This window comes from Dyadobacter chenwenxiniae, from assembly GCF_022869785.1.
GTDB lineage: Bacteria > Bacteroidota > Bacteroidia > Cytophagales > Spirosomataceae > Dyadobacter > Dyadobacter chenwenxiniae.
In genome coordinates, this window is the sequence record NZ_CP094997.1 from 818,537 (window position 1) to 843,724 (window position 25,188).

Here is a 25,188-nt window from a genome sequence, read left to right on the forward strand (position 1 = left end):
ATATAGTCGGACATTAAATAAGGTAAGATAATGAGACGAAGCGATTTGGGAGAGTTTGAAGAAATTGTATTGTTGGCCGTCGCCGCCTTGTCGACTAATGCGTATACTTTGACCATAGCCGAAGACCTTGAACGTGAAACTGGCAATGTGGTGACTACTGGCGCCGTCCATGCAGCAATGCAGCGCCTTGAACAGAAGGGTTACCTCCGCTCGGCCTGGGGGGAGGCGACTGCGGAAAGGGGAGGGCGTAGAAAGCGCATGTATTCGGTGACAGCTTTGGGCGGGCGAATTCTTGAAGAGTCGCGCGCTGTGCGTAACCGGTTTTGGGAGCGTATCCTGCCGGCCGTACGCATGGAATGGAACTGATCGCTTAAAATATCTCCGATGAAATCAAAACCCAGGTCCGCAGATCAGAAATCTGACCAGCCGCCACGTTGGCTGACCCTATGTCTTGAATGGCTGGTTGCGCCCCACTTGCATGAACAAGTGCTCGGCGATCTGCATGAACGATATGCCCGAAGGATTCAGCTTCATGGCAAACTCAATGCGCAAAGGCGATACTTCATAGAAGCAATGTCCTACATGCGGCCCATATTTATCAGGCGACAAACAAACGAATATCATTCACCCTTTTTTCTGAGTACTGCCATGATCAAGAACTATTACAAAATTGCATTCCGCAATCTTTTCAAAAACAAAGTTATTTCAGCCATCAACATCTGTGGGCTTGCTTTGGGGATTCTTTGCTGCCTTTTTATCTTTTTGTGGGTGCAGGATGAAAACGCGGTTGATCATTTCCTTGCCGACGAAGAAACCCTGTATGCAATGTATGAGACCACCACGACAAACGGGAAAGTAGCCGGTTCATATGCTGCTGGATTTGTTCTAGCGCCTGGTTCGAGTCGCATTTCTTTTGCATTGGAACAAATTGATAAAGTCATTCCTGAAATTAAGTATCAAGCCTACTATGCCACTGGCTATGAGTTGCCGTGGGGCCACCCTGAAACATTTCAAGTGGGCGATAAGAAGATCAAGCTGGAAGGGTCTCGGGCAGGAGAAGATTTCTTTAAAATTTTTAGTTATAAATTGATTGAGGGGACCCCGGAAACGGCATTGAAAGACATTGGAGGCGTAGCAATTTCAAGGCATATGGCCGAAATGTTCTTTGGCAGTCCCGGCAAAGCAATGGGACAAATTATGCGCCACGAGAACCGGGCAGACTTTAAGGTTACTGCGGTTTTCGAGAACCTTCCCAGGCAGAGTTCCCTGAAATTCGATTATCTGTTTAATTGGGAAGCGCAAAAAACGAAACTCGAATTTGCATCCAACGAGATCCGTTCGTACTTAAAACTCACGCAGGATTCGGATCCTGTCAAAGTGGAAGCTAAAATCAATCAGTACCTGGCCACGCGGCTGGAAAAGAAAAAGGGAATCCAGCAAAGGGCAGGTTTGATCCCGTTTTATGACCAATATCTTCATAGCACATTTGAAAACGGGAAACCCGAAGGCGGGCGCATTGAATATGTCCGGATTTTCACAGGTGTAGGCCTTTTTATTCTGGCCATTGCCTGCATCAACTTTATGAACCTGTCGACAGCGCGGTCTGTCAAACGTGCCAAAGAAGTCGGCTTACGAAAAGTTGTAGGCTCGTCCAAGATAAGTTTGGCATCACAATTTTTGGGAGAGTCACTCTTGTTTACTTTTCTGGCAATGTTGGTTGCAGTGGCGGTTGTTCTACTCCTTTTGCCTTCTTTTAACACACTAACCGGAAAGGATATCCAGGTCCCTATCGCAAAACCTTCTTTCTGGATCTTTCTCCTAGCTTTATTAGTCGTCACCGGACTGGTTGCGGGAAGCTATCCGGCCTTGTATCTTTCTTCCCTTGAACCTGTGCGTATATTAAAAGGTGTAGTGCGTTTCACCCGGGGTAGTTTGTGGTTCAGGCAGGGACTTACTGTTTTCCAATTTACAATGTCAATTGTCCTACTTATTGCCACCATCGTTATCTCGGGTCAAACCCGCTTTGTGCAAAATAAGCATCTCGGATATGACCGTGATAATCTGGTTTACATTCGCATTGAAGGAAAACTTGCAGCCCGAAGCAATTACTTACTTTTCAAAGAGCGGGTCTCAAAACTTGCCAGCGTGGCAATGGTCGACAGAAGCACTGAGGCTCCGCATGACATGGGTTTTTCAGTTGCCGATGCAGTTAATTGGGAAGGGAAGGAAAAGAATGACGCAGTGTATTTTAGTCCAGCTTCGGTTGGGATGGATTTTGTAAAACTGATGAACCTGAAAGTTGTTCAAGGCCGGGGATTCTCCAAAGAAATGGCAACCGATTCGACAGATGCGTTTCTGATCAACGAAGAAGCGCTGCGGCAAATGGGAATGAAAGACCCGATTGGAAAATGGATTTCGGCCTGGGCCAAAAAAGGGCATATCATCGGTGTATTGAAAGATTATCACGTGCAATCCATGCATGAGAAGATCAAGCCGGTCGTCATTGATGTAAAAGAAAACGAGTACTTCGGCGTCATTCTCATCCGTACCAAACCTGGCAAAACCACCCAGGCGCTTGCTGGTATCGGCAATATATATAAAGAAGCAAATCCTGATTTTCCTTTCAATTACCAATTTCTGGATCAGGAGTTCAATAAACTCTACCGCAGTGAGCAGGTAATCGCCAAACTTTCAAACCTGCTGGCACCACTCGCTATAATGATTTCTAGTCTGGGTTTGTTGGGGCTTGCCTTGTTTTCAGCCGAGCAGCGCATCAAAGAAATTGGAATTCGCAAAGTACTCGGAGCTTCCATTGCAGGTGTGGTGTCATTGCTTTCAAAGGATTTTTTGAAATTAGTGCTCATTGCTATTTGCATCGCGACTCCGGTAGGATGGTACCTGATGAATAAGTGGCTTCAAGGCTTCGCTTACAAAATCGAGATGGAATGGTGGGTTTTTGCCGCCGCCGCAACCCTTGTGATGACGATCGCCATTTTAACTGTTTCATTTCAGAGTTTCAAGGCAGCGTTGATGAATCCGGTTAAAAGTCTTCGGAGCGAGTAGTTGCTGTGAATGTATAACCAGACATTGACCGCTCGAAATCATACGTTGTATCTAGAAAGTGGCCACAGCATATTAGCTTCTGTCTAACATGCAATTCAATCCTATTGCTGCGTTGGCGAATCGCTTGACTCAAACGGCGAGTAAACAAACTTGATCTGCTGGACAAGTAAAACATTGGCAATCGTCAAAATCTGAAATGTTATGAGCTGTTTTATAGAATTTAAGAATTATGCCACCGATCCTGAATAGCTCAAGTATTTTATTGCTGAAACCACACCAGTGTAGTAGCCGGTTCTTAAACTAGCTTCAACCAAATAACAATTACTCTTTTGTGAGATAAAACAAGGGTTGAATAGTTCATATACAATGAATAATTCGAAGCGTGTTGTAAAACCGTCCGCCGCGGCGAAGCGCTGTTCATTTTCGAACACTGACAAAGTCATAAATCGCGATCAGCACGCTATACAGGCTACTTTTGGCCACTGGCACTTTGTTTATAAAAAGAAGGATTGCCAACAAAGCCAACCTTAGATAACCTGATATGATTCGGAATTACGTTAAAATCGCCTTGCGTAGCATGTGGAAAAGCAGGACTTTTTCACTCGTGAATCTTACTGGCCTGGTTACAGGCATAACAGCCTGCCTGTTAATCCTCCAATATGTGAATTTTGAACTTAGTTTTGACAAGTTCCATCAGGATGGACCACGCATTTATCGGATTGCAAACGATCGTTTTCAGCAGGGAAAGCTTGTACAGCATGGAACAATCACTTATCCGGCGGTTGGTCCGGCAATGGTTGCTGATTTCAATGAAGTGGAGAGCGTGACAACGATGGGCTATGTAGGCACTTTCAACCTTCAAAAGGATAAACAGATTTTTCAGGAAAAAGCAATTTTTGCGGACGCGCAATTCCTATCAATGTTCACCTTTCCATTGCTTGCCGGCGACGCCCGAACTGCGCTTAGGGCTCCACGTTCCATTGTGATTTCAGAAAGCAGTGCAAAAAAGATTTTTAGGGTTAGTTCAGCAGATTATGCAAGTCTGATCGGCAAAACTTTGAAAGTCGATACGGATAACGAGCCTTATGAGATTACCGCCGTAATGAAAGATTTTCCAGCAGCTTCGCACCTTGAATTTGGCGCTCTGATGTCTTATGAAACTTTGTCCAAAACTTGGGGCGAATGGGTGAAAAATAGCTGGCAAAATTCGGATATGTGGCATTATGTCAAACTCCGACCAGGTGCTGATGTAGCTGCGTTGGAAAGAAAGCTTCCCGCTTTCAGCCAGCGGCATTTTCAAGGCGATAAGATTTCAGGAAGTGTTGAAAAATTCAGCTTGCAACCACTGCACCGAGCACATCTCTTCTCGGATTACGAGTATGAAATTGGCAAGGTCAATAGTGGAAAGGCCGTCTGGACGCTGCTTATAATCGCTGCTTTTATTTTGGTTATCGCCTGGATCAACTACATCAATCTTTCCACAGCCCGATCGCTGGAACGTGCGCGCGAAGTGGGTGTCCGCAAAGTGGCAGGCGCAACCTCCGGGCAACTCATCTGGCAGTTTATGTCCGAATCCATCATCCTTAACCTTACTGCGGCGGTGCTATCCCTGGTGCTGACCATGTTCTTGCAGCCCACATTGAATGAACTTGTTAGCAGGCCTTTGTCATTGTCTTTACTGCTTGGACAAGGTTTTAACGGTTATTATTTACCCGCTATCTTGACTGGCGTCTTCATGACTGGCATTTTCCTTTCGGGCTTCTATCCTGCCTTTGCATTATCAGGCTTTAAGGCAATCCAGGTTTTGAAAGGAACATTCAAAAGATCCTCACAGGGCATTTGGGTACGCAAGTCGCTGGTGGTTTTTCAATACACCGCATCCATTATCCTGATTATTGGGACATTCATTATTTTCCAGCAACTTAAATTTATGCGTGAGCAGAAACTGGGCTTTAATATGGATCAAGTATTGGTTATCCGCGGACCGGAACTTACCCTTTGGGATTCAACCGCGATTGATCGCCTAAACGCGTTTAAAACCGAATTGGAACGCATTCCTGCTGTGCAGCAGGCGAGCGCATCGGGAAATATCTTTGGTAACCGCCTGGGCCGCAGCTTCAATATCAAACGGGTGGGTTCTAATGATGAAAAAGGTGTAACACTCAGTTCAATGGCCGTTGACCTTGATTTTTTTGATACTTATAAAATAACAAAACTGGCAGGCCGCAATTTCCTGGCAACGGATTCGAATGTGGATGGCGGCAAAGTGAAAAACACTATCTTAAATCTAGCTGCCGTAAAGTTGCTTGGTTTCAACAGTGCAGAAGAAGCAATTAACCAAAAATATGTTGTTAATGGCAGGGAATGGGAGATCGTGGGCGTTGTCAGCGACTTCCATCAGCAATCGCTCAAACATGCCATCGAGCCGATCGTTTTTGCTCCTTTTTACTCAATGGCTGGATTTTTCTCCATGAAAATGAATGCGCCTGAGGCAGAAGCGACAATCAAACAGGTCAAACAAAAATACGACGCCTTCTTCCCTGGAAATAATTTCAATTACTTTTTCATGGATCAAAAGTTCAACGAGCAATATAAAGACGACCGCATTTTCGGCCAGATTTCGACATTCTTTTCAATGCTGGCTGTGATGATCGCTTCGTTGGGGATATTTGGTTTGTCGTCGTACACCATTGCCCAGCGCACCAAGGAAATCGGCGTTCGTAAGGTGCTGGGGGCAACGGTTGGCAGCATTGTAGCAATGTTGTCACAGGATTTTATCAAACTGGTGCTGATCGCAATTGTCATCGGTTCGCCCATTGCCTGGTATGCAAGCCGGCTCTGGTTGGAGGATTTTGCTTACAAAATAGATATCGAATGGTGGATGTTTGCAGTAGCCAGCATAGTTGCCATTGCTTTGGCTTTTGCCACCATCAGCTCCCAGGCAATAAAAGCAGCATTGGCCAATCCGGCAACGACTTTAAAATCGGAATGAGTACTGTCTTAACACACCTAACATGTAGCATTCCCGACAACCAATTGCTATGTTAAGTCAGCTTAGCAGGTCAACTCGCATGCCGGAATAGGGAGATATAAAGGACTATTACCCGTGCATTACGCTGACTTTACCTTACAGATTTAATTAAGATTTACACCATTTTGTAGACGAGTCGATTTTGTAATATTCCGGTTATCTTTCTTTTTGCGGGTCTCCACTTTTTTAGCATCGTCCCATTACACTCATGAGCTTGGTTGGGTGTTAGATAATTGCAGCTGGCATGAGGCCTAGTCTGATTATAATATGCAATTGCTTCAGCCGCTAACTGCTTTGCCTGCTCATACGAGAAGAAAGTCCGGTCAAGAGAAAATTCTTCCTTCAGGGTTCTGTTCATCCTTTCTGCCAGCGCATTCTCGTAGGGGTCACCATGTTCTGTCATGCTGATATCAACCTTATTATTCTTCAAAAGCTGAATGTACGACCTTGAACAATACTGAACTCCCCGGTCTGAATGATGGATTAACTTCAAATTCTCTGTTCCCATTATGGTTCTCAACGCTTTTCTCAGAGCTAAAAGTGGCCCTTCGGTCTGCAAAGATTTGTGCACTGACCAGCCTACAATTTTGCGAGAATATGCGTCTGTCACCAGGCTCATGTAAACAAAGCCACGGGTAAGGGTAAGATAAGTCATATCGCTGACCGCCCGGCGGCCCGGCCATAATTGATTAGGACCAGAGATTTCTAAATCTCGAATTAGGTTTGGATAGCGACGCAAGTTGTGTCGCGAATTCGTTGTAATGGCTTTTCTTGTCCTCCTTCGAATCATTAAGCCATTGTCTCTCAAAATTTTAAAAAACTTATCCCGTCCAATATTGATACCATGTGCTATGCACCAGTCTTTCATCTGAAAGTATAGTTTTTCAGCGCCCACTTTATGATGCTGTAACCGTATCAATCGAATTTGAGCAACTAAAAGCCGCTCGTCATCAGCCCGTCGATCTTTGCGTTTTATGGCTTCATACCATGCCTGACGGCCATACCCAAACAGCTCGCATAATGTTTTCATCGCCACTAGTGGACGCTGGTAGCTCAACTCCGTTACTGCTTGGGTCCAGACTTTTTTCGGATTGGAATGTCAAACCGCACAGGCGGCCCTGTGCTTTTCAGCGATATTGATCATAATTTCCAATCCTTCATTCTTCAATTTAAGCCGTTCGTTTTCCTTTTCAACAGCAGCCAGTTTCTGCTTTAATGCCAAGAGCTCATCAGATTCTTTTTTCATTGGAACACGTGGTTTAGTCCTAAGCCAGCGGCCAAGACGGTAGCGCATGTACCGCGCGGCGGACCGCCAACGATGCCAGGCTTTAAGTGAAGTTCGAGAAATTTTAAGTTGACTCAAAAGTTGTTGGTCGGAAAATATGCCAGAGCGACAAAGCTCAACAACCTGAGATCGGAACTTACTGTTTTTGTAATTTTTCTTGATAACAATTAATCCATTCAATTTCATAAGCTTACAGGGTTATTGTAAGGCTATTTCAGTGTAATACAATTATGTTTATGAATTTTATGGATTACAGTAATCAACTAAATTTTTTTACCAATGGACAGATATCTCGAATGCGTGCCAACTTTGCTCCAGGTGGCTCGTATTCATCCTATGCCTTTGCTAACACTGGTTATCAGGTACTAGGCAATGAAGCCATCTGCACATCGGCATCATATTCGTTTTCTGGAACATTGTCAGCAGGATTGGGCATTAGTTGGTCTACTTCTAACCCGTCAGGCCTGAGTATAACCAGCAGCGGGGTTGCAACCCGTCAGAACGGTTTTAATGGTGAAGTAATTATTAGTGCCAATATTACAGGGGGATCTCTGTGCGGTAGCACTAAATTATCTAAAAAAGTATTTGTAGGACCAGCAGGAAGCATTAGTTATGGATTAACGACGTTTGACTTTACAGGAAGCACTGCTGGCGCAGGGGTTTGTAATAGTTGTGGAAATAGCATTTCAGTTTTAATGAAAGATTACGGTAATACAGCTACATACGTATGGGGTCCGCCCACACAGTCCGGATCGGTGAGTAGTGGTGCTAATGGTCGGAATGCAAATGCTACGCTTGGACCAGGTGCTTCCCTGAGCATTCCTTGCACTATTAATAACAATAACACCTGTAAGGTCACCTTTTCCTTTTATAATTATAGCAGTTTCTATCGGACAATAGTTTATCCAAATCCGGCTTCTAGTGATTTCTCCATTGAAGCCGTTGCCGTAACAGACATGAATGAAGTTGAATCATATTCGAAAACAGAAACGTTGTTGAAAACCGACGATTTAAAAATGACAGAACTTTTGTTGCTGGACGAGAAGGGAAATGTTCTCTCTAAAAAAGCCTTTACTGAAAAGAAAATCAATTTTGCCACTGATAAGCTGCCAAACGGAACCTACTTTTTACATATTGGTAGTGGTGAATCCAAAATTATGAAACAGATTCAAATTCAGCACTGATTGATATCAAAAAATGACGGATGTTGTGCATACATAAAAATAGAAAGATAAAAGCTACATGAAATTCTTGGTCAAAACGATTTTCTACACATGTTTTTTGTCCCTAATAGGGTGCAAAGAAAAGAAAGACCCACAAAGAGCTCAGTGTGGCTGTGATAGTGATGCAGAGGCTATAATTAACAATATTTCAGGCAAAATAGAATATGATACTACTGAACAGCCTATTTCATACAGACTCCAAGGGTATTATTCAACTGGATTAGCGGTTTGTAACGATTCAACGTTTCAAACCTTATTGGCTCAGAATAAGATCATGAATGGCGATAGTGTCGTCTTTGGTGGCGAAGCAAAAAATACGTGTACGGATTGTGAATTCTGCGGCTTAATTTCGATTACTACCTTAGCAAAAAAATAATCATTGGTGGGAAGCCAGTGTAAGTATCCCATTACTGAGCCCATCCCTGGTTTTCAGAGGGTTGAAAGTAGAGTTTCCGGTGTTTCTTGATGAAAATTAACAAATTTCTTTTGGGGTTAAATCATTCAGTGCACGGTGCGGCCTAACGTGATTGTATTCCCACCTAAAATCTTCAATTTTTTCCATAGCATCATCCATCTTTATGGCGGCTCTAATACGTTTTTCCTAAAAGTTTTATCATTAGGCAATGATGCTTAATCCATTCTGAATTGGTACATGGTTTTCATTATTTTCTGGTGGAATGCATGCAAGCTTACCAGTCTGCACAAAAATTTTGCTTGGTAATTTACTGTAATACGATGGGACAAATTTCAAGTAGCCCCCTACGCATAAATCGGAAAGCAACCTCGTATAAGTGGACGGCACATTGCCTAAATGCTTCTAATCAGATGAAAGCAGGAAGAATAGACTTCTCGATATCTTTCCAGGTCAGGGAGTGGCTGCCACTTACATCCGAAGCGTTGTGATGTAATGTAAGGATTGAAAGGTTTAAATCGGGAACGATATATAACACCTGACCTCCGTAACCAGCAGCGTATATTACGGGAAATACTTTATCTCTAACTCGGAACACGCCACGCCACCATTGATATCCATATCCCCAATCCGAGCTTGACTCATTTATTGGTATAACAAATGCAGTAGATTCGGTGATCCAGGATGTGGACACAATTTGCTTCTCATTCCACTTTCCCTTGCCCAATATCAGCTGGCCAATTTTCAACATATCCCGGGGCCTGAGAAACAATCCTCCTCCTGTGTGGACTTGATTATTCATTGAAGTCCAGGAAAAGTTTTCAATTCCCAAGCCTTTAAACAGGGATTGTTCTGCGTATTTGTCCGCAGGCTTTCCCGTTACATTGGATAGAATACCACCTAGCAAGATCGAAAGGCCGCTGTTGTATTCAAATTTCTTACCCGGCTTGTCCTTTTCATCCAAATTTTTAGCCAGGACATACTGATACATATCCTTGCTTTGGTTCATTAAAACAGCATCGTTTTTGGGGTCAGTGTAAGGAATGTCCTCATGCCAATCCAGTCCGGCCGACATGGTTAAAGCATTACGCAGCGTGGGTTGTGGGGATTTTTCTTTTATAGAGTTCTTGTAGGCCGGGAAAAAAGCGGTTAATGGTGCATCCAGATTTTGGATCAGGCCACCATCTTTCGCGATGCCAATCAGGAGCGACGTCACACTTTTTGTACAGGATTGTAAACTATGGATTCTTTCTCGTTCACCTAAATAAAAGTATTCGTCAAGCAACAACTTTCCATTCTGGGCAACAAGCACTGCGTCCAGTCCATGATATTTGCCCTTTAATATGTTCTCGAAAAGATCGTGTAATACCTTGGAATTCGCAGTCTGCATATTCAATGCGCCCACTTTCCAGCCATCACTGGTTACAGGCGGAGCTTGATAGCTCCATTTCAACAGAGGACGATTTTCCTTGTCAACCCTTGCTGGCCGCTGTGACGTCCAACGATCAGTTTTCGTCAAGGTCACCGTTTCAGGTTTGCGATCGGGTATATTGAGCAATCCTCCGATTTCTGTTTTATTCTTCGAAAGATTACCCGTGAATGTCGCTCCTTGCCCCAGATCCAGGAATATTTTTGAATTCGTTATGTTTATACCAGACAGTGTTCCTTCCGCCATTGATTCCGGAATTTCAAACCTGCCGCTCCACGAATCAGAAAAAAAATCATGACGCAACTCAACATCGAGCGGACCTTTAAGATGTGGCACAGCCTCAAATTCAGTATGCCAGATTCCTACCAGTTTTTGCTCGTCAGTAGAACAGGCCAGAACATTTACGAAGAGTGCCAGACCTATGCAATATCTTAATATCCTTCTCAGCATAATGAATTGCCAGACTAAAGTGATTTTAGTTGTCGGTAAGACTAATGTAAGATTAACAATATACAGCTTCTTTGCAAACTCCGGATAAGCTAGAAATCTATCAGCGAACATTTAATATTTTGCATAGCCAGCTGCAAGCTACTTGCAAGGCTACTAACAAATTTATCAGCGTATTGGAAACGGTGGTCAAAGTAAACTGTTTACTTGATCCAAATATTCCGAGGGGGGTAGTTGGTTACGGGATGGCGGTATAGACCGTAGCGCGGAAGGAGCCCTACACTGGCAAGCCCGGTGACAAAACCCAAAGTGGCATGGCAAGAAAATGCTGTTGATAGAATTGGAAGACTACTAGTTCAGCCTAATTCTTTTTAACATATGTAATCTGAATTGGCCCTCCCGGAGGCGGAAGCCTCAATTCGGGATTAGGGCCTAGACACGTGTTTTTAATATTGCCTGAGATAGTATAATTCCAGTTTTTTTCATCCTTATTTGTTTCCCAAGCATTATCCACATCACAAGCATGTACGCTTATGGAACCTGCCATTGTTTCTTGAACAACAAAGGTACCGTCGCCAATGTATCTGGCTAGTCGGTTTTCTAGGACACGGCGCGTTGAGCCATCACACCCACAGTCTTCATCATTTTTTGAACATGCGAATGCGAAAATGAACAGCAGATTGAAGTACAACGGAGCCTTTAGGATTAACCGCATATGGCATATTGTCTAAGATTCACAAGAGTGACCCAGAAAATATGAAAATAGTTGGGAAGCATAGGACGAAGAATCTAAGATTTCCTGAATGACGCAGCCATATTTAAAAGCAGTTAACCTAGTGCATCTTCTTGGGTCGTGCACATCTTCCGTTAATCGATTCGCCTCAATACCAGCGGATTTGTGTTCCAAACAGCAGGTGCTAATCTCTGACTATACGATTTTAACCCCACCAAATATCCGGTGGTTTTTCCATACTCTCAGCACCATGTGATTTTCTTCCCAATTGGTTGTGACTTTCAGAATTGTTTTGCAGTGTTTTACATAGTTCTTTTACCCCCTATTTGCAGGAGAGATTATCTGGATATGCCGCTACTAAAACGATTTGCCCACCTAACAAAATATTCACGGTTCGAAATAGGTATTACTAAATATCTGGAGTTTGGTGCCGTTGCTGAGAGATAATGTAAAATCTTGCCCAGATTCTCCGAATTGACTGATTGATAAAATGCGCTCACCGACAAAGAATTTTATTTTTTCCTTGACTTCGCGATCATAATTTCCAAAAAGTCCTTCATTTGTTAGTATCCTCCAAGATGAGTTTGTGTTCAATGTCCAACTTACTCTCTATCAGTGTGTCAGAGTAGTAAGTTCTAACCAATAGTTCGCCTGCTCGCACTTTCGCTCAAATAAAAAAGTAAATTTGTTCATCATATAGCAAGCCAGTTTAAAATCCTTCACATTATTAAAGATATGTTTCAATATCAGGAGCATGAAGTCACTGATGCTCTGTCTCCTTTTATAAAGAAGATCTGGATCTTAAACAACTCTGACAACTGTCTGGCAGTCCTGGACAAATCTATTTTGCCTAACGGCTGCTTTAACATTGCCATTATTGAAGGTATAGGCTTTACCGTTCGACAAAATGGAAGAGTTGATGTGCTAGGGGCAGGTATCTATTTCTGCGGGCAAAGCACTCATGTAGTTTCAATTGATGCTTTTCCCTTTTCCAAAGCCACAATGGTACAACTTTACCCCTGGGCACCCGTTCATTTTACTTCACAGGCACTCAGCCCCTATACAAATATGGTTAGCCTTTTAGAATGTCAAAAGGAGAACGAGGCGACTATTCTTAAATTTAGCGATACAAAGGATATCAACGAATTCCTTGACAAATTAAAAGTATGCTTAGCAAAATTTTATAATCCAGCAAAAGCATCACCTCTGATCACCAAAAGCACTAAAATGATTGTAAAGTTGAAAGGAAACACAACTGTAAAAGACATTGCAACAGCCATCAGATGCTCGCAAAGGCATTTACAAAAAATATTTAAAAAACATATAGGCCTAAGTCCAAAGGAATTCATTGTGATAATTAAGCTACGAGAAACAATCGAGCTTATTGCTTATCCTGAAGACATTCATAGATCGTTGACGAACTTGTCGCTGGAGAACAACTTCTATGACCAGGCACATTTTAACAATACATTTCGGGCTATCACGAACACGTCACCTGGAAAGTTTTTTGCCGATGACTACCTTCTCTCCTTAAAAAAATAAAGCGTCTGTTCGCATTTTTCCAAGTTTCATCCAGAGTCTGCCGGTACTTTTGTCCAGAACTCACGGTACACTTTGAGGGCAAATTCACGTTCACACCCGAATATTTTTTACTATGGCACATCATATCATCAGCTTTTTTTTCTTCCTATTATTGTTATCCAGCAACAGCTTTGGACAGTCAGCTTTAACCAGGTCGGTAGATTCTCTAATCAAAATATCAACACCTAGGAGTTTCAACGGAATTATCAAGATTAGTCAAAATGGGAATACTATCTATGAGCGTGCCTATGGGCTCAGTGATGCTGAGAAAATGGTCTCTCTCAGAATGGAAGACAAATTCATTATTGGGTCAATCAGCAAACAAATTACGGCAGTTTTAGTTTTGCAGGAAGTTCAGGCTGGTCGTATCAAGTTAAAGAATACCATTCATTCATATTTGCCAGAATTTTCTGAAAGATGGGCAGATTCTGTAACCATTCAGCAACTGCTGAATCACACGTCAGGGATTAGAAACTGGAACACGCCACTTTTATTTGAACCTGGCAGACAGTTTTCATATTCAAACTTGAACTATGCTATTCTTGGGAAAGTTGTTGAGAAAACATCGTCTCAGACTTATGCAAATTTGACAAGAGCCCTGTTTTCTGCTTGCAAAATGGTTGATTCAAAAGTCCCAGCATCAACTCCTCAAGACAAAAAGCACCAAAAAATTGTAAGGGGATACGTTGAGAATCATGATAAAGAATGGACCTCAGGAGATAATATCCTGACATTGCTGAATCTTCCGGTTATGGGTGTTCCCGCGGCTGGCATAATTTCAAACGTTGAAGATTTGACACGTTGGAACTATTGCTTGCATGAGAGAAAAATCTTAACCGACAGTATCTACCGTTCAATGATTAATGAGGCAGTCATCCGCCCGCATAGATGGGGCGAAGTCAAATATGGTGATGGTGTTCAAATTGACTACATTGACGGTATCCAGGAGCTGAGTATGAGTGGTTACGTTCCGGGCTTTATTTCCACTATACTGTATTTTCCATCAACTAAAATCAGTGTAGTTATCCTAGAAAATAGGTCTGCTGACCCAACTGACATGACAAGAGTCTATTATTTTCATGATCAAATCCGCAAGCTGGTAAAAAAAAATTTAGTAAAACAGTCTGCTGATTAGTGATCTCACTAGACCCGCTGTTTATACGGCAATTTAATAGTAAAATAGATATGCGATTTATTGATGGATTTCACACGCAGTTTTATATACCAATATCCGTGCAGCTATTATATCGAAGCACTCGAAGATTCGGAGATATTGTATATGAATTACCATGATCTGCAACAGATGTATACATCTTCCAAACCGTGGGAGAGATTTGGACGCCTTACTTGCTGAACACTTTTTCAACCACTCTCAGGGGCGGGCCGAAGACCTTTTGTTTTTAACACATGAAAAGCGTTACCTGAATCTGTTGGAAGAACACCCCATTATTGTCAAACGGGTACAGGTATATCACATTGCTTCCTATTTGGGCGTCAAAAATCAATCCCTGAGCCGGATCTGCAAAAGATTGTCCGAGAAGTAACCACCGACCAATGATATGAATTTCAATAAATCAGACGGAAATTTTAACTTCAGAAAGATATTACCTTTCATCCATCATATAATCCTAACTCCGCCTCGGACGTTGATTTACCAGCTCTTGTAGGTAATAATTAAGTTCATCGATCACTTGATAACCCAGAGAACATCTTATCCTTGTGCCATCTTTTTTAATAACCAACAGACCCGCGTCGCGGAGAATCTTGATATGGTGAGATATCGTGGGTTGGGATAGGTTGAAAGTTAATAGCAGATCTGAGTATTCTATCCATTCCTGTTTCGCTGCTTCAATAAGCATCAGTACCCGATTGCGGTCGCTTAACGCCTTTGATACCCTATTAAAATCTTTTATTTCCATACCAGGTGATCTTCAAGCTGATAGAACAATCGCAAACAGTGAAGATTTAACAAAAACGAGTTGACTATATGGCTGTATGACTAAAAGCGCTATTTATCATACCCTGATAAGCTTTGCCCCGGCGGTAGCGCTGCATGCTGTTCTTCCATTTTGTTGAAATGGAAAATATGTGTAGCACAGGTTTCCAACGTCATATAGCTCACAGGCGTTATAACCTTCCGGCAGGGGTAGCTTATAAACAGACGTCAACTCCTTGATATACTGGTTTGTTATCAGCACATAAGTGTCCAGTCCAATACTGTTCTTTAAAAGTCTGTGCGCATCAATTAACGGACGTCCGAAGAGTTTGAAAAAACGTCCGATTTGATAGACACTCATCTCTCCATAGTGCACAATGACTTTAAGGCTTAAATCTTTGACAATTGGGTAAACGCATTTTAACTTTTTAATCTGATCATGAAAGGAGTGCAGCATTTTTTTAAACTGGGTCAGTATTTTTGTGACAGATAACGGTTTGCCGAACTGATAAAACAGGATTGCGTCACCTTCTATTTCCGAGATTTGAAATGAGAGCTCGTTTGCATTGATAATCGAGTTAAACAGTTGCCTGATAATCCAGTTCCCATCTTCGTTAGCAGTCCTGCTTACAAACTTGGTAAAACCACTGATATCTACGATAAAAATTAGTCCTTTTGATCCCTTTTTCATTGCAGTATTGGTTTGTGAACTTGCATTGCAAATGTCACAAATGTTTCTAGCGCCAAGGTTTCCAGAAATGTAGAAGATGTATCCATCTTGGGCTGGGTATGTTACTGGATTTGCGCTGGCTGGCTAATTTCGTTTTAATTATTTCCAGGATCTTACCATTCCTGTTATCCGGATTGTTGCTGCTTTTACAGTAACTAGGGTGGTGTCGCCATATTTTAACCAGTAAACACCATTTTGAAACAATTGTTTCAAAAAATACATTAAATTTTTGTGCGGCCGCTTTTGGATACAACATTGACCAAAATGGAAACATGCGTGAATTGCACAGGTGAGACCTTTGCATCGAACCAAAAACAATAAACAATGAAAACGATATTCATTACAGGAGCATCATCCGGACTGGGAAAGGAAACGGCGAAACTATTTCTGGCCAATGGCTGGAGAGTCATTGCGACCATGCGAAACCCTGAAAAGGAAACCGATCTTATTGGGTTGGAAAACCTGACCCTGCTGGCTTTGGATGTGACAAACGTGCAGCAGGTTAATGACGCCACCCAGGTAGCCATATCAATGGGCGTGGATGTAGTCTTAAACAATGCGGGCTATGGGTTGGTTGGAGGATTTGAAGGATATTCTGATGAGCAAATCAAAAGGCAACTGGATACTAACCTGCTGGGCGTTTTCAGGGTAAGCCAGCCTTTTATAACTTCATGTCGCGAACAAGGGAAAAAAGGCATTTTCTTGACAATCACTTCGGCAGCAGGAATTGCGGCTAATCCGCTTGCGTCGGTATACAGCGCAACCAAATTTGCATTGGAAGGATGGAGCGAGGCAATGAACTATGAAACCAACCAATTTGGTATTTTCTTTAAAACAGTGGCACCTGGTGCAATGAACACCGATTATGTTGGCAGGTCATTGACATACGTCGCACATGAAGCGTATGAGCCGCTCTGGAACAAGATGATGTCCGGCTTTACAGATGGCAGTACGAATGTCGTATTTTCAGACCCAGCTGCAATTGCAGCAGTAGTCTATGAAGCCGCCACGGACGGAAAGGCGCAAGTGCGTTACCTGGCTGGCCCAGATGCGGTCAATGCTGCCAAGATGCGTCAGGAGCTCGGCATACAAGCGCACAGTGAACAAATCAGTGAACTATATAAAATTAACTGATTGTGGAAAGTTTAGCAATCTCAGCTAATGCAGTGGCACATGCCGTGGCGTACGCGATAAGTCAGCCCCAGGATGTGGACGTTAGTGAAATGATAATCCGCCCAACTGCACAACCCTATTAAACAAAACAATGTCAGACATAAAACAACCAGGTGGCCTGCAACCAGGTGGCCTGGAAATGACCACCTTTCAACTTGAAAAAAGGAAGACCTATCAGGATTTCATTGAAGCCAATGCTGATGTGGACACCTGGCTTAAAAAGCAGCCTGGCTTTCAGTCCAGGCATATTGCCCAGCGGCGAGACGGAACGATTGTCGATGCGCTGATCTGGGATTCAGAGAAGCAGGGCACCGATGCCATGCACCGGCTAATGGACGAGCTGGCAGGTTCACCTGTACATGATGCGATCGACCAAGGGACCGTTTCCTGGAACATTTACCCGATCTATCATCAAATTTGACCCAAATAGTTACAAACTGGCTGAATTATGAAAAAAGAAGAATTTCAACCCTATATCTTTCAAAGCATTTCTGAGCTGCTGCAGGCTTTGGGATTGCCTAAGCCAACCCATCCCTTAGTGGCGTTGGTTGATTACAAGGACGTCCGTGTTGATACTGGCGATATTGGAAAGGGGTATATCCTGAATTTTTACAAAATATCCTTTAAAAAGCATTTTGCAGGGCAGGTTCGTTATGGGCAGGGCCATTATGATTTTGAGGAAGGGGGCCTCTCGTTTACAGCGCCAAACCAGCTCATATCCGCCGCTCAGGAAGAAAAGGATTATAGTGGTTATACTTTGCTTTTCCATCCGGATTTTATCCGGAGTTATCCCTTGGGTAAAAGTATGATCAAATACGGGTTCTTCTCTTACTCGGTTGCAGAAGCGCTATACTTATCTGAGAAAGAGAAGAGAGTAATCTTTTCTTTATTTGATGCAATAGCATTAGAGCTCGATAATAACATTGACCATTTTAGTCAGGATGTGCTGGTGTCACAGATTGAGACACTGCTCAACTACAGTAACCGCTTTTATAACCGCCAGTTTATAACAAGAAAAGTGTTGCACAACGACCTGATTGCAGAGATGGAAGCTTATTTATCTGAATACTTCAATGAAGACAAGTCCCTGCTGACGGGGCCACCAACGGTGCAGCAGTTATCCGACCATTTGAACGTTTCCCAGCGCTATCTAAGTGATATGCTTCGCTCGCTGACCGGTCAGACCACCCAGCAGCATATACACGCCAGGCTAATCGAGAAAGCGAAAGATATTTTAAGCACAAGCAATCTGACCATTGCTGAGATAGCCTATCAGCTTGGCTTCGAATATCCGCAGTCTTTCAATAAACTTTTTAAGAGTAAGACAAAAATCTCACCACTGGAATTCAGACAATCATTCAACAATTAAATTAAAAGCGTATTAAAAAACAAACGTTTCAGAATTGAACTTAATTTGTTTATCATTTGTAAATTAGGGCATGGCAAGGAATGTTGAATTTGATGAACAGTTAGCTGTTTCCAAGGCAATGGATGTCTTTTGGAGAAAAGGCTATAACGGCACTACGATGAGAGATCTGACAGAGGCGATGGGTATCAACAGCAGTAGCCTGTATAATACGATTGGCGACAAACATGAACTTTTTATCCGGAGCTTAACGCATTTTACTGAGTCAAGAATGAGAGCTGCTTTGAAGCAGTTGGAACCGATCAAATCGCCATTAAAAGCAATTGAAAAATTTATTCAATCATCCGCTCATGCCATTACAAATGAACCTAATAGCTGCTTAGCCATTAAAACGACGTTTGAAGTAGCCGCAACTGATAAGCAGGTGCAGCAGATCATAAAAGCCGACAATGATTTTACTTATAATTTGTTGATCACTCTGGTGGAAAGGGCAATAGAGAAAGGAGAAATAAAAGTAAGCCAGGACGCAGCCATGTTAACAGACTATATCATCAACCACTTTACCGGCTGGCACGAGTCGTTTATCATTCACAAGGATAAGGTGCGCATCAAGAAAATGGCAGCATTCCTTATGCAGCAGATAAGCCTGTAATTTTTTGCAACTAATCTGAAACAAATGTTTCGAAATTATGAATATACATGAGCAATACAAAGATTACTTCACGGCAACTGAAAAACCTGAAGTTATCGAAATAGGAAAAGCCAGCTATGTTTCAATTCTTGGAGAAGGAAGCCCTGGGACTACCGTTTTTTATGAAAAGAAAGCGGCCATAAAAGAATTTATCATTGCATTGGAGAAGAGCTCTGCGCTCACTGATCATGCATTTACAAGCAGGATCGTGGAGATATTTTACTGGTTTGATCCGGAGAAGGTTGGGTTTGTCGATATCGGCCGCTTTTATACAACAGTAAATTTAGACCTACTCCGCTACCGGATTGCGATCCGTATTCCTGATTTTGTTACGAGTGAAGCCATTGCACAAACGGCACGACAAAGACAAGATATTGCCTTCGCCAGCGGCTTTGAACTTTTCACCTACACAGCAGGAACTAGTGTCCAGCTTTTACATACAGGCCCTTTTGCCGGGGAATTGCAAACGCTACCTGTGCTGCAACGATTTGCTACCGACAACGGTTTTAAAAAATCCGGCATGCATCATGAAATTCATCTGACCAATTTCGAGGTGGGGGAAAGTCAGGCACATCTTCAAACGATCCTTCGCGATCCCGTAGCAAAGCAACAATAATTTTTAATCAAATCTGAAACAAATGTTTCAATAATAACAATTGATAATGAAAGCAGCAACAAATGAATTAACCGGGAAAGTGGCGCTAGTCACCGGGGGAACAAAAGGCATAGGCAAAGCGATAGCAGATGAGCTAGTTCGCCTGGGAGCCACCGTGATTATCTCAGCAAGAAGCAGACCTGATGCAAATCCGGAGCACGCCTTTATCGCAGCAGATCTTACCAAGCCAGAGGATAACAAACAGTTATCAGACAAAATTATAAATGAATACGGCGCCCTCGATATTTTAATTAATAATGCGGGTGGAACATCCGCGCCGGCAGGCGGTTTTAGTGTACTCTCTGATCAGGACTGGGAAGATGATCTGCAGTTGAATCTACTGTCAGCCATCAAACTGGACAGGGCGCTGGTTCCTTTGATGATCGAGCGTAACAGTGGCGTGGTTATCCATATCTCTTCCCTTAATGGTAAGTTACCGCTTTATGCTTCTAATTTCTCCTACGGTGTAACCAAGGCGGCCCTTAACAATTACAGCAAGGCATTGGCCAATGAAGTTGCATCCAAAGGTGTGCGCGTAATTACCGTATCACCGGGCATGGTAAAAACCACTGCCATGGAAAGTTTTCTTCACAGCTACGGCGCTTCTATGGGAAAAAACCTGGACGAAACAGCCCAGTTGGTCATGGACAGTCTGGGAGGTGTACCAATGAACAGACTCGCCCAGCCAGAAGAAATAGCGCATCTGATAGGGTTTCTGGTTTCACCCAAAGCCTCCTACATCACCGGGAGCAACGTCGTAATTGATGGGGGAACAATACCTACTGTTTTTTAATAAATGATCAATACCCTATGGATCAGGCGTTTTAATCCCTTTTCAACATTGGCCAACACTTAATGGTTGCAGAAAAACAGGATATATGACTTGATATTAAACACTTAAACTATGAAAGATATCAATTTAGATGATGTGGTAAAACGCTCACTCGCTATCAGGAAGCTATACCACGAACTAGAACTCAAACACCACGGTAGCGAGTGGTCTGTTCAGGAAGATGCACTGGCATTTATGACAGATGCCGGGCTTGTTGGCAGGTTAACGATGGCACAGCAAGGACGTTGGCCCAAAGGCGACAAGCCGGAAAATGAACTTTCACACAAGTTAGGTGAAAGCATCTGGTGGCTAATTATACTGGCTGACCGCATGAATCTAGATATTAATACAGCACTGGATGGATTTCTGTCAAGAACCGAGAAGCTTTTAAGTAACTAATATGGAATTAACACGAGAAGCTGTCGGCGCAAAACTGCTCATCTACGGCGCAACTGGATATACCGGCAAAATGATTTGTTACGAAGCCGTTAGGCGCGGCTTGGATTTTGAAATTGCAGGCAGAGACAGGGACAAGCTTCTGGCCTTGTCTCGGGAATTAAGTGTGCCATATCATGTTTTTTGGTAGATGATAAATTTGGCTGGGAAAAAGCCCTTTCAGGTAAAACCTGCTTGCTCAATGTTGCGGGCCCTTTCAGCGAAACGGCGAAGCCTGCCATGCAGGCTTGTATAAGTCACAAAGTACATTATGTTGACATTACTGCCGAAATTGACATTTACAGACTAGCTGAATCTAAGGGCTTAGAAGCAGCTGATGCAGGCGTAATGATCCTTTCTGGGGCAGGGCTCTTTGCTACCTATGACCCACTGGTCTTACATACAGTCGGCCGGATTAAGAACCCGATTTCGCTTCGTGTTGCTTTCAAATACAGCGGTGGTTTCACGCCTGGTTCAATTGCCAGCAGTGCTAACATAATTAATGCCGGAATACTGATAAGAAAGAATGGGTTGATCCAGCGGTTATTGGAGGCCACGGCTGCCGAGTTTGATTTTGGAGATGGCCCTGAAGAGTGTCTGCCCACACCACTGGGTGGGGTCGTGCTTTGTTACCGGTCAACAGGGATCGCTAATATAGAAGAGTATTTTCAAATGGCTTTGCCCGCCAGTACCGGGCAGCCAGATACTATTAATGTCCACAGCCAAATGGGTATTGACTACAATGTGCTGCAGAGTAAGATTGTTGCAGAGGTGATGGGGGCAGATGGATCCATAGTACGATCCATGGCGATTATGCCTGCCGGTTATATGCCCACCGTCAAATCATCGGTAGAAATTGTTTCGAGGGTAGTAAACGGTTTCTATACAGTAGGCTTTCAATCACCTGCTTCGGTGTACGGAACAGCACTGCTGAAAGCCCTAGACATTGAATTACTCAACTTATAATTACGCACATACAAATAACCCTGTACCGTTGGAGAAAGAAGTGTCTGCACAAGTTAACGCTCATGTATCAAAATAACTTATTATCTAATTCTGGAACAGTCGTTTTAAAGTATTGACTATCAGTCATATTAATCCTTATAACTAATTTAGTTAAGTAGTGCAATGGAAAATAATTTAATAAAAACCCCGGAACTATCCGGTAAAATTGCCCTTGTGACAGGGGGTACAAAAGGGATTGGAAGAGCAATTGCTGACAGGCTCTCTGAGGCGGGCGCTACCGTAATTGTAACAGCAAGAAATCATCCGGATGATAATGAGTTAAAGCATCATTTTGTTGCAACAGATTTAACGGTTTCCTCAGAAACGGCAAGAGTAATAGGGCATATCCATGAAAAGTACGGGGCTATTGATATTTTAATCAACAATATGGGCGGCTCTAACAGTCCTTCGGGCGGGTTTGCCGCGCTCACAGATGAGCATTGGGAGAACGACCTGCAATTAAACCTGTTGGTCCCGGTACGTATAGATAGGGCCGTTCTTCCAAAAATGCTGGAACAGCAAAGCGGGGTAATTATCCATATCTCTTCTTTAAGTGGGGTATTGCCCTTGTACCAGTCCCTTGGCGCCTATGCGGTGGCCAAAGGCGCTTTGAATAATTATAGCAAAAGCCTTTCAAAAGAGGTGACGCCTAAGGGCGTACGCGTTAACAGCGTTTCACCAGGTATGGTAAAGACCGATACGATGGACATGTATTTGCAGTCTTTATCAGAATCATTAGGGCTAAGTTTAGAAGTAACGACACAGAATCTGATGAACACACTTGGTGGGATTCCAATGGGCCGAATGGCAACACCGCAAGATATTGCGGAGCTAGTTGGCTTTTTAGTTTCACCAAGGGCGTCCTACATCACAGGTAGTAATTATATCATTGACGGCGGTGCTATCCCAACCATCTAGCATTTAGTTCTTCACTGTTGAATTCTACAATTAAAGATAAACCAAACATAAATATAAAATCTATAAAAATGAATCAGGTAAATTATAAAATCAGTAGCGAAAGAGAGATAGAAAATCTAATCGCTCGTTATACACATTTATTGGACAAAGGTGACTTTGCAGGGGTTGGTGCCTTGTTTGCACATGGAAGAATAGGTTCCCTAGGAGAATTTACAAACGGTGCGGATATTGAAGCAATGCTTAAATCTAATCTTCAGATCTATCCAAACGGCACTCCTCAGACTGCGCACATAACAACTAATACTGTTATTAAAATAAATGAGGATGAAACGTCAGCTACGGCGAAATCATACCTTATCATTTTTCAACAGGACGTTGAGCGGTCATTTCCTTTGCAGCCGGTCATGACTGGTACGTATGACGACATCTTCGCGCGGATTGATGGTCAATGGCATTTTAAAGAGAGAAGCCTTTCTATGGGTTTTGCCGGAGACTTGTCACACCACGCTAACCCGGACGGGCCATCTGCGAAAATAATGAAGGATAATGAATAATATGAAAACGGCCCTTGTTACCGGGGCAAACAAAGGAATAGGGTTGGCAACCGTTGAAGGGCTTGCCAAACAAGGGTATAGAGTATGGCTGGGATCGCGGGATTTTTCCCGCGGTCAGGCAGCTGTCGATGATCTTCGCTCCAAGGGGCTGGACGTATACTTGCTTATGATTGATGTCGCAGATGATAGTAGTGTGATTCAGGCGGCGCGCACTTTGAATGAGCACACCCCGCATCTGAATATTTTGATTAACAACGCAGGTGTTGCCCCGAACCTAAAAAGCTTGCCTAGCGAGGAAAGCATGAATTTGATCCGGCAAACTTTTGAGACAAACACGTTCGGACCAATCCGCGTAACACAAGCTTTCCTGCCTTTGCTGAAAGCTGCTGATCATGCGCGTGTCATCATGTTAAGTAGTATTGTTGGCTCTATCGGCCTGAGCTCAGATCCTAATGTCATTTATGGACAAGTCAATTTCATGGGCTACTCGGCTTCAAAAGCAGCACTGAATATGATCACTGTCGCTTTTGCTAAGGAACTTGGCCCTTTTGGTATAAAGGTATATGCTGTCGAACCCGGGCATATCCGGACCGAGCTTAACGATAATACAGGAACGCTGAGTACGCAGGAGGGAGCAGCAGTGCCCATAAAGTATGCAACTATGGACTTGGAAGCTGCTAACGGAGGCTTTTTCGGGCCTAATGGGATACTCCCCTGGTAGTCGACCGGATACGGATGGATAATGCCGCAGAGGGTTTTCTGGTTATTTCTGAAAATCTGCATGGAAAATAAATGGTAGTAATTAAATTTTAAAATAATAGATATGAATAAGTTAAAGGACAAAGTAGCAATAGTGACGGGAGCGTCGAAAGGAATAGGAGCGTCAATTGCAACATATTTTGCAGCCGAAGGCGCAAAGGTTGTCGTGAATTATGCTTCAAGTAAAGAAGGAGCTGAAAGAGTTGTTAAGGCTATAATTGAAAATGGGGGGATCGCTATTGCCGTGCAGGGGGATGTGTCGAAAAAAAGTGATGTCAGCAAACTTTTTGAAGAAACCCAAAGGGCATTCGGTACATTAGATATTTTGGTGAACAATGCCGGCATTTTCGAATACGCTCGTATTGAAGATGCCACAGCAAATTCTTTCCATCAGCAATTCAACATTAATGTTTTAGGGTCCTTATTTGCCATTCAGGAATCTTTAAAAATGTTTGGTGATAAGGGCGGAAATATCATTAACATCAGCTCAGGAGCCAGCAAAACACCAGTTCCGACAGGATCGATATATTCTGCATCCAAAGCAGCATTAGATGCTATTACGATTTCTTTGTCGAAGGAGTTTAGTGGTAGGAAGATTCGTATTAACTCCCTTTTACCAGGGGCTATTGAAACGGAAGGAACCCACAGTAATGGTTTTATTGGAAGTGATTTTGAAGCCAAAGTAGTTGCCAATACGCCTCTTGGCCGAACAGGGCAGCCAGAGGATGTTGCAAAAGTTGCCGTATTTCTAGCCTCGGACGATGCGGGGTGGATAACAGGTGAGAAAATATCTGTTTCAGGAGGTATTTTTGGGCTTTAATTAATTTGCCTAGACTTAAAAGACAAAAGGCGCGAATAGGCAGACATGTGAATTTAGAGACACTATCTCAAAATCTGTGTAAAGTTTAAATCGGGGTTTGTAACTCCGAT

General features: G+C 43.0%; 27 protein-coding genes. 21 read left to right on the top strand and 6 right to left on the bottom strand.

All coding sequences use genetic code 11. From position 1 onward, the window contains the following. Positions 1-30 precede the first annotated feature (30 nt). The 3 genes from MUK70_RS03410 (at position 31) to MUK70_RS03420 (ending at position 6,055) form a co-directional block, all read left to right on the top strand. Complete coding sequence (locus tag MUK70_RS03410) at positions 31-366, top strand: PadR family transcriptional regulator (protein ID WP_234658841.1); 336 nt, start codon at positions 31-33, stop codon at positions 364-366. Between the two features lie 18 nt (positions 367-384). Then, the gene (locus MUK70_RS03415; RefSeq protein WP_234658840.1) at positions 385-3,063 is read left to right on the top strand and encodes an ABC transporter permease; all 2,679 of its coding nucleotides are present in this window, start codon (positions 385-387) and stop codon (positions 3,061-3,063) included. Positions 3,064-3,604: 541 nt separating this feature from the next. After that, entirely contained in the window at positions 3,605-6,055 is a 2,451-nt protein-coding gene (locus MUK70_RS03420) for an ABC transporter permease (RefSeq protein WP_234658839.1), read from the top strand. Positions 6,056-6,209: 154 nt separating this feature from the next. On the opposite strand, the gene MUK70_RS03425 is transcribed toward MUK70_RS03420, so the two are convergent. Continuing rightward, positions 6,210-7,124: an IS3 family transposase gene (locus MUK70_RS03425; protein ID WP_244784659.1), complete on the bottom strand. Its 915-nt coding sequence runs from the start codon at positions 7,122-7,124 to the stop codon at positions 6,210-6,212. Positions 7,125-7,193: 69 nt separating this feature from the next. Then, a complete protein-coding gene (locus tag MUK70_RS03430) occupies positions 7,194-7,565 on the bottom strand; it encodes a hypothetical protein (protein WP_234658837.1) in 372 nt (123 codons plus the stop codon). Positions 7,566-7,615: 50 nt separating this feature from the next. On the opposite strand from MUK70_RS03430, the gene MUK70_RS03435 reads away from it, so the two are divergent. Next, a complete protein-coding gene (locus MUK70_RS03435; protein WP_234658836.1) occupies positions 7,616-8,563 on the top strand; it encodes a T9SS type A sorting domain-containing protein in 948 nt (315 codons plus the stop codon). Positions 8,564-8,621: 58 nt separating this feature from the next. Then, complete coding sequence (locus MUK70_RS03440) at positions 8,622-8,978, top strand: hypothetical protein (RefSeq protein WP_234658835.1); 357 nt, start codon at positions 8,622-8,624, stop codon at positions 8,976-8,978. Positions 8,979-9,074: 96 nt separating this feature from the next. Here MUK70_RS03440 and MUK70_RS31050 read toward each other — a convergent pair whose 3' ends face one another. Together MUK70_RS31050 and MUK70_RS03445 are read right to left on the bottom strand one after the other, a co-directional pair. Then, the gene (locus MUK70_RS31050; RefSeq protein ID WP_374759748.1) at positions 9,075-9,176 is read right to left on the bottom strand and encodes an integrase core domain-containing protein; all 102 of its coding nucleotides are present in this window, start codon (positions 9,174-9,176) and stop codon (positions 9,075-9,077) included. A 247-nt stretch (positions 9,177-9,423) separates the two neighbouring features. Then, a complete protein-coding gene (locus MUK70_RS03445; protein WP_234658834.1) occupies positions 9,424-10,893 on the bottom strand; it encodes a serine hydrolase domain-containing protein in 1,470 nt (489 codons plus the stop codon). A 1,465-nt stretch (positions 10,894-12,358) separates the two neighbouring features. Between MUK70_RS03445 and MUK70_RS03450 the strand changes: the two genes are divergently transcribed. From MUK70_RS03450 to MUK70_RS03460, 3 genes are all read left to right on the top strand, one after another. After that, complete coding sequence (locus tag MUK70_RS03450; RefSeq protein ID WP_234658833.1) at positions 12,359-13,165, top strand: helix-turn-helix transcriptional regulator; 807 nt, start codon at positions 12,359-12,361, stop codon at positions 13,163-13,165. A 112-nt stretch (positions 13,166-13,277) separates the two neighbouring features. Next, the gene (locus MUK70_RS03455) at positions 13,278-14,339 is read left to right on the top strand and encodes a serine hydrolase domain-containing protein (protein WP_234658832.1); all 1,062 of its coding nucleotides are present in this window, start codon (positions 13,278-13,280) and stop codon (positions 14,337-14,339) included. Positions 14,340-14,538: 199 nt separating this feature from the next. Next, positions 14,539-14,748, top strand: a complete 210-nt coding sequence (locus tag MUK70_RS03460; protein ID WP_234658831.1) for a cyclic nucleotide-binding domain-containing protein — start codon at positions 14,539-14,541, stop codon at positions 14,746-14,748. An 84-nt stretch (positions 14,749-14,832) separates the two neighbouring features. Here the strand turns inward: MUK70_RS03460 and MUK70_RS31055 are convergent, their stop codons facing one another. Continuing rightward, positions 14,833-15,123, bottom strand: coding sequence for an ArsR/SmtB family transcription factor (locus MUK70_RS31055; RefSeq protein ID WP_374760170.1), 291 nt, complete (start codon positions 15,121-15,123; stop codon positions 14,833-14,835). Between the two features lie 96 nt (positions 15,124-15,219). After that, positions 15,220-15,831 (bottom strand): DUF2652 domain-containing protein, encoded by a 612-nt coding sequence (locus MUK70_RS03465; protein WP_234658829.1) that lies wholly within the window; start codon positions 15,829-15,831, stop codon positions 15,220-15,222. A gap of 363 nt (positions 15,832-16,194) precedes the next feature. Between MUK70_RS03465 and MUK70_RS03470 the strand changes: the two genes are divergently transcribed. From MUK70_RS03470 to MUK70_RS03530, 13 genes are all read left to right on the top strand, one after another. Then, the gene (locus MUK70_RS03470) at positions 16,195-17,004 is read left to right on the top strand and encodes an SDR family NAD(P)-dependent oxidoreductase (RefSeq protein WP_234658828.1); all 810 of its coding nucleotides are present in this window, start codon (positions 16,195-16,197) and stop codon (positions 17,002-17,004) included. Positions 17,005-17,134: 130 nt separating this feature from the next. After that, a complete protein-coding gene (locus tag MUK70_RS03475; protein ID WP_234658827.1) occupies positions 17,135-17,464 on the top strand; it encodes a hypothetical protein in 330 nt (109 codons plus the stop codon). Between the two features lie 27 nt (positions 17,465-17,491). After that, positions 17,492-18,412, top strand: a complete 921-nt coding sequence (locus MUK70_RS03480) for a helix-turn-helix domain-containing protein (protein WP_234658826.1) — start codon at positions 17,492-17,494, stop codon at positions 18,410-18,412. A 70-nt stretch (positions 18,413-18,482) separates the two neighbouring features. Continuing rightward, the gene (locus MUK70_RS03485; protein ID WP_234658825.1) at positions 18,483-19,061 is read left to right on the top strand and encodes a TetR/AcrR family transcriptional regulator; all 579 of its coding nucleotides are present in this window, start codon (positions 18,483-18,485) and stop codon (positions 19,059-19,061) included. Between the two features lie 37 nt (positions 19,062-19,098). Further along, positions 19,099-19,716 (top strand): hypothetical protein, encoded by a 618-nt coding sequence (locus tag MUK70_RS03490; protein WP_234658824.1) that lies wholly within the window; start codon positions 19,099-19,101, stop codon positions 19,714-19,716. Between the two features lie 46 nt (positions 19,717-19,762). After that, positions 19,763-20,548, top strand: coding sequence for an SDR family oxidoreductase (locus MUK70_RS03495; RefSeq protein WP_234658823.1), 786 nt, complete (start codon positions 19,763-19,765; stop codon positions 20,546-20,548). 111 nt (positions 20,549-20,659) lie between these two features. Next, a complete protein-coding gene (locus tag MUK70_RS03500) occupies positions 20,660-20,986 on the top strand; it encodes a nucleoside triphosphate pyrophosphohydrolase family protein (protein WP_234607433.1) in 327 nt (108 codons plus the stop codon). A gap of 1 nt (position 20,987) precedes the next feature. Then, entirely contained in the window at positions 20,988-21,173 is a 186-nt protein-coding gene (locus MUK70_RS03505; RefSeq protein WP_234658822.1) for a hypothetical protein, read from the top strand. Beyond that, positions 21,167-21,988: a saccharopine dehydrogenase family protein gene (locus tag MUK70_RS03510; RefSeq protein ID WP_234658819.1), complete on the top strand. Its 822-nt coding sequence runs from the start codon at positions 21,167-21,169 to the stop codon at positions 21,986-21,988. The genes MUK70_RS03505 and MUK70_RS03510 overlap by 7 nt, the downstream gene beginning before the upstream one ends. Before the next feature lie 162 nt (positions 21,989-22,150). Continuing rightward, entirely contained in the window at positions 22,151-22,945 is a 795-nt protein-coding gene (locus tag MUK70_RS03515; protein ID WP_234658817.1) for an SDR family oxidoreductase, read from the top strand. A 68-nt stretch (positions 22,946-23,013) separates the two neighbouring features. Then, positions 23,014-23,499, top strand: coding sequence for a nuclear transport factor 2 family protein (locus MUK70_RS03520; protein ID WP_234658815.1), 486 nt, complete (start codon positions 23,014-23,016; stop codon positions 23,497-23,499). Position 23,500: 1 nt separating this feature from the next. Next, complete coding sequence (locus tag MUK70_RS03525) at positions 23,501-24,220, top strand: SDR family NAD(P)-dependent oxidoreductase (RefSeq protein ID WP_234658814.1); 720 nt, start codon at positions 23,501-23,503, stop codon at positions 24,218-24,220. A 102-nt stretch (positions 24,221-24,322) separates the two neighbouring features. Next, complete coding sequence (locus tag MUK70_RS03530; RefSeq protein ID WP_234658813.1) at positions 24,323-25,078, top strand: SDR family NAD(P)-dependent oxidoreductase; 756 nt, start codon at positions 24,323-24,325, stop codon at positions 25,076-25,078. Positions 25,079-25,188: the final 110 nt, after the last annotated feature.